Here is a 4009-nt window from a genome sequence, read left to right as displayed (position 1 = left end):
GCCCGGCGGCCCGGTTACCGAAGATCGCAAGCGCCACCAGGAGCGCCAGAGCCGCGCCGCCGAACCGCAGCAGGGCGGCCACCGAGTGCGGTACGTGCTCGACCACCGACTTGGAGCTGGAGAAGGCGGCTCCCCACAGCACCATGGTGATCGACAGGACGAGGTACGGGTTGGGGGCGTGCGGGCGGCTGTTCAGAGGGCTCAACTTCCTTGACATGGCACCGAGTTTGAGCGCGGTGCGGCCCACGCGTATTGAACGCTGGTGCGGCGCCGATAATGCGTTCATGAGCAGGGGCGGCAAGGGAGACAGGGGCGGCAGGGGCGACAGCTGGGTGCGCTACTGGCGGGACGAGGCCCGCCCGCTGGAGGCCATGCACGCGCACTTCCTCGATCACGTGTATCCGCCGCACAGCCACGACACGTACTCGTTCGGCATCACCGACGCCGGGGCCCAGCGCTTCCGCTGCCGGGGCGGGGCCCACACCAGCGGTGCCGGGATGGTGATGGCCTTCAACCCGGACGACGTGCACGACGGCCGGGCCGCGGCCGAGTTGGGGTACCAGTACCGCATCGTGCACATCGGCCCGTCCGTCATCCGTGACGTGATCGCGGACGCCACCGACGGGCGGTCCGGTGCCCTGCCGCTGTTCCCGCGCCCGGTGTTGAGCGACGGGGCGCTCTCCGCCGCGCTCGCCCGGCTGCATGCCGCGCTGGTCGGCACCTCGGACCCGCTGGTGCGCGACGAGCACCTCACCGCGGCCGTCACCGCCATGACCCGCCGGGGCGCGAGCTCCACAGCGCCCCGCGCGTCGGCCCGTACGCCGACCGACCGTGCGCGGCGCCAAGTGGCCCGGCGCGCCCGTGCGTTCCTGGACGACGGCTACCTGGAGGCGATACCCGCCGAGCGCCTCGCGGCGGCGGCCGGGTGCAGCCGGTTCGCCCTGTACCGCTCGTTCCGCGCCGAGTTCGGCTTCGCGCCGAGCGACTACCAGCGCCAACTGCGCCTGCGCCACGCACGTTCGCTCCTCACGGCGGGCGCCACCCCCGCCACCGCCGCGTCCGTCACCGGCTTCGCCGACCAGGCGCACTTCAGCCGGTGGTTCCAGCGGGTGTACGGGGTGACGCCCGGGGTCTTCCGTCGGGCTTGAGGGCCCCTGACGCGTGCGGGGCGGGGCGCGAATACGCAGAACACGTGACACACGTTGCGCCACACGTGGCACCACAATGACTCCGCTCATTTCTCGCACATTTCCGCAGGTCAGAGCGGCACCCCTCAACGCCGCCCCTCGCGCGGCACCACCAGGGCTTGCACTAGGCGCCAAAGTGATGCCACTATGACGTCATGGACCTCACGCCGTACGTCGTCACCCTCCGCCGCGAACTCGCGGTGGCCGCCGAAGCCGGCGGGGAAGATGCCCGTGAACTGGCCGAGCGGCTCACCGCTCCCCTGGAGTCGGCGACCCGCCTGACCCTGCTCAACGTGCTTTCCGCCGCGATGGACGAGATCACCCGCGAGCTCGCCCCCGGCTCGGTCGACGTACGGCTGCACGGGCTCGACCCCGACTTCGTGGTGACGCCGCCGCCCACCGACAGCGCCCCCGTGGACGAGTTCACCGCGCCCACCGAACTCCGCAAGGCCCCGGCACCCGCCGACGGCGACGAGGGCGGCACCGCCCGCGTCAATCTGCGTCTGCCGGCCCACCTCAAGGCACGCGCCGAGGAGGCCGCCGGCCGCGAGGGTCTTTCGGTCAACGCCTGGCTGGTACGGGCCGTCTCGGCCGCGGTCGACGACGGGACCCGGCCACGGCCGACGGGCGGCACTCACACCACCGGCCGGAGCATCACCGGCTGGGCGCGCTAGCCGCCCCGGCCCGCCCCGCACCGCCGCACCACTTCACGCACCACTTCACGCGCCACTTCACGAACCACTTCACGGACCACTCGCAGACCCAAGGACGGGACAGCCATGCCTGCTTTCGACACTCCCGAAGCGATCTCCACCACCGCGCACGTGGACGCCGGCTCCATCCGGTTCTGCGCGAGCGACCGGCTCGACACCCTCGTCGACGTGCAGCCGCGCGACCCCAGGAAGGACCTGGACGTACGCAGCGCCAAGCAGACCGAGGTCACGTACGCGAACGGCACGCTGACCATCAAGACACCCAAGGGCAACCTGCTCGGCCGCACCGGCACCGTCGACGTGACCGTCGACCTGCCCACCGGCTCACGGATCGACCTGACCGGCGCCTGGGCGCAGGTCCTCAGCGAAGGGCGGCTCGGCCAGGTCCGGGTGAAGACCTCGTCCGGCGACGTGCGCCTCGACACCACAGGGCCGCTGCACCTGAAGGCCTCGCACGGATCGATCATCGTCGACCGGGTCGAGGGCGCGGCCGAGATCACCACAAGCTCGGGCAGCATGCGCATCGGCTTCATCGACGGACCCGGTGTCCTGAAGAACTCGCACGGCACCACGACCGTCGGCGCCGCCACCGGCGACCTGCGGGTCAACGGCGCCAACGGCGACATCGACATCGCCCGCGCCGAGGCCTCGGTCACCGCGACCACCGCCTACGGTGCCCTGCGCGTCGCCGAAGTGGCGCGCGGCTCCGTCCAGTTGGAGACCTCCTACGGCGCCATCGACATCGGCATCCGCGAGGGCACCGCCGCCTGGCTCGACATCAGCTCCGGCATGGGCCAGGTGCGCAACGCGCTCCCCGGCACCGACTCCCCGGAGAAGTCCGAGGACACCGCCGAGGTCCGCGCCCGCACCCGGTACGGCAACATCGACGTGCGCCGCGCCCGCGCCTGAACACCCGCGCCGAGCCAGGAGTCAGGGACCGCCCGCGACCCCGGTGAGCGCACCCACCGGGTCGAGGTCGGGCGTACCTCTCGGCCACCAGTCGTCACGGCCCGGCTCGGACTCGTACCCGTACCACAACCCGTCGCGGCCCAGGCGGAGTTGGAGCGTGCCCTCCGGGTGCGTCAACTGGTTCCGCCAGGGGGTGAAGGGCGGGAACTCGGCGGCCCGCAGGGCGGGTCTGGCCTGGTCGAAGCGGCCCGCGGGCGGATCCCAGGGCTCCTCGAGCACCGCGAGCCCCTCCTCGCCGCCCTGCCGCCAGGCGGCCACGGCCCGCGCGAGCTCGGTCGCCGTACGTCCCGCCGCCACGGCCAGCGCCTCGTACTGCGCGCGGCTCGCCGCCGTCAGACCCGAACCGGGGCGCGCCGCCGCGAGCCGGACCGCGTCCTGCCACAGCGTCAGCCCGGCCACCGGGTCGACGCCGGTGGCGAGCAGGGCGTGCGCACGGGCCGCCGCGTCCGTGGCCAACTGGTCCAAGGCGAACGGGTCGGGGCCACCCGGCACTGACGGATACGTGGGCGGCTGCCCGGGGTGCGCGGGCAGTGGCTGCGGCCGGGGCAGCGGCGGCCGCGTACGCTCCGCCAGCGCGTCCTTGGCCCGGACTCCCGGTAGCCGTACGGGAGTTGTGGACGGTTCGGCACGCGCGGCGAGCGCCGCGTTGCGCCGGGCCAGCTCCGCGAGGAGGCCGCGCTCACCCCGGCCGCGCAGCAGGAGCAGCACGAACGGGTCCTCGTCGAGCAGCCGCGCCGTCTGGTAGCAGAGCGCCGCCGCGTGCTTGCAGGGCCGGCCCGAGTCGGGGCAGGAGCACTCGGCGTACAACTCCCCGGACACCGGCAGCAGCGGCACACCGCAGTCGGCGAGCGAACGCGGCATCCGGCGGTCGAGCAACGCCGCGATACGTCCGGGCCGCGCCGCCGCCGCGTCCAGGAACCGGTCCCACTCCTCGTCGGTGAACGTCGGCAACGCGATCTTCGCCCGGTACGGCCTCGGTCGACTGCCGTGCACATACGCGAGGACGAGCCCAGGCGTGACCGTCACGGCGTCCACCTGACCGCGCTCGGCGTAGGTACGTCCACGAGCGAGCCGCGCCGGGTCCAGGGCGGACTCCTCCAACGCCCGGATCCACGCGGAGCCCCACCAACTCCCCTCCCC

4 protein-coding genes and 1 pseudogene are annotated in these 4009 nt (G+C 73.3%); 3 read left to right on the top strand and 2 right to left on the bottom strand.

The window, feature by feature from the left end:
• Positions 1 to 217: pseudogene (locus GUY60_RS35420) on the bottom strand (hypothetical protein); the annotation flags it as partial.
• Positions 218 to 284: 67 nt separating this feature from the next.
• On the opposite strand from GUY60_RS35420, the gene GUY60_RS35415 reads away from it, so the two are divergent.
• From GUY60_RS35415 to GUY60_RS35405, 3 genes are all read left to right on the top strand, one after another.
• Positions 285 to 1148 carry an AraC family transcriptional regulator gene (locus GUY60_RS35415; protein WP_187370206.1) on the top strand — a complete coding sequence of 288 codons (864 nt, stop codon included), beginning with the start codon at positions 285 to 287 and terminating at the stop codon, positions 1146 to 1148.
• A gap of 194 nt (positions 1149 to 1342) precedes the next feature.
• Positions 1343 to 1861, top strand: a complete 519-nt coding sequence (locus tag GUY60_RS35410) for a hypothetical protein (protein ID WP_161705478.1) — start codon at positions 1343 to 1345, stop codon at positions 1859 to 1861.
• A gap of 105 nt (positions 1862 to 1966) precedes the next feature.
• On the top strand, positions 1967 to 2809 hold the full coding sequence (locus tag GUY60_RS35405) for a DUF4097 family beta strand repeat-containing protein (protein WP_161705476.1): 843 nt from the start codon (positions 1967 to 1969) through the stop codon (positions 2807 to 2809).
• 21 nt (positions 2810 to 2830) lie between these two features.
• On the opposite strand, the gene GUY60_RS35400 is transcribed toward GUY60_RS35405, so the two are convergent.
• A partial coding sequence (locus GUY60_RS35400; RefSeq protein WP_187370205.1) for an SWIM zinc finger family protein occupies positions 2831 to 4009 on the bottom strand: 1179 nt, incomplete at its 5' end.

The sequence above is a fragment of the Streptomyces boluensis genome, assembly GCF_009908195.1.
Classification (GTDB): domain Bacteria; phylum Actinomycetota; class Actinomycetes; order Streptomycetales; family Streptomycetaceae; genus Streptomyces; species Streptomyces boluensis.
This window is presented reverse-complemented; position numbering and strand designations above follow the sequence as displayed.

Coding starts and splice junctions, on each gene's coding strand:
- GUY60_RS35415 (WP_187370206.1), top strand. CDS start 285: ATGAGCAGGGGCGGCAAGGGAGACAGGGGCGGCAGGGGCGACAGCTGG.
- GUY60_RS35410 (WP_161705478.1), top strand. CDS start 1,343: ATGGACCTCACGCCGTACGTCGTCACCCTCCGCCGCGAACTCGCGGTG.
- GUY60_RS35405 (WP_161705476.1), top strand. CDS start 1,967: ATGCCTGCTTTCGACACTCCCGAAGCGATCTCCACCACCGCGCACGTG.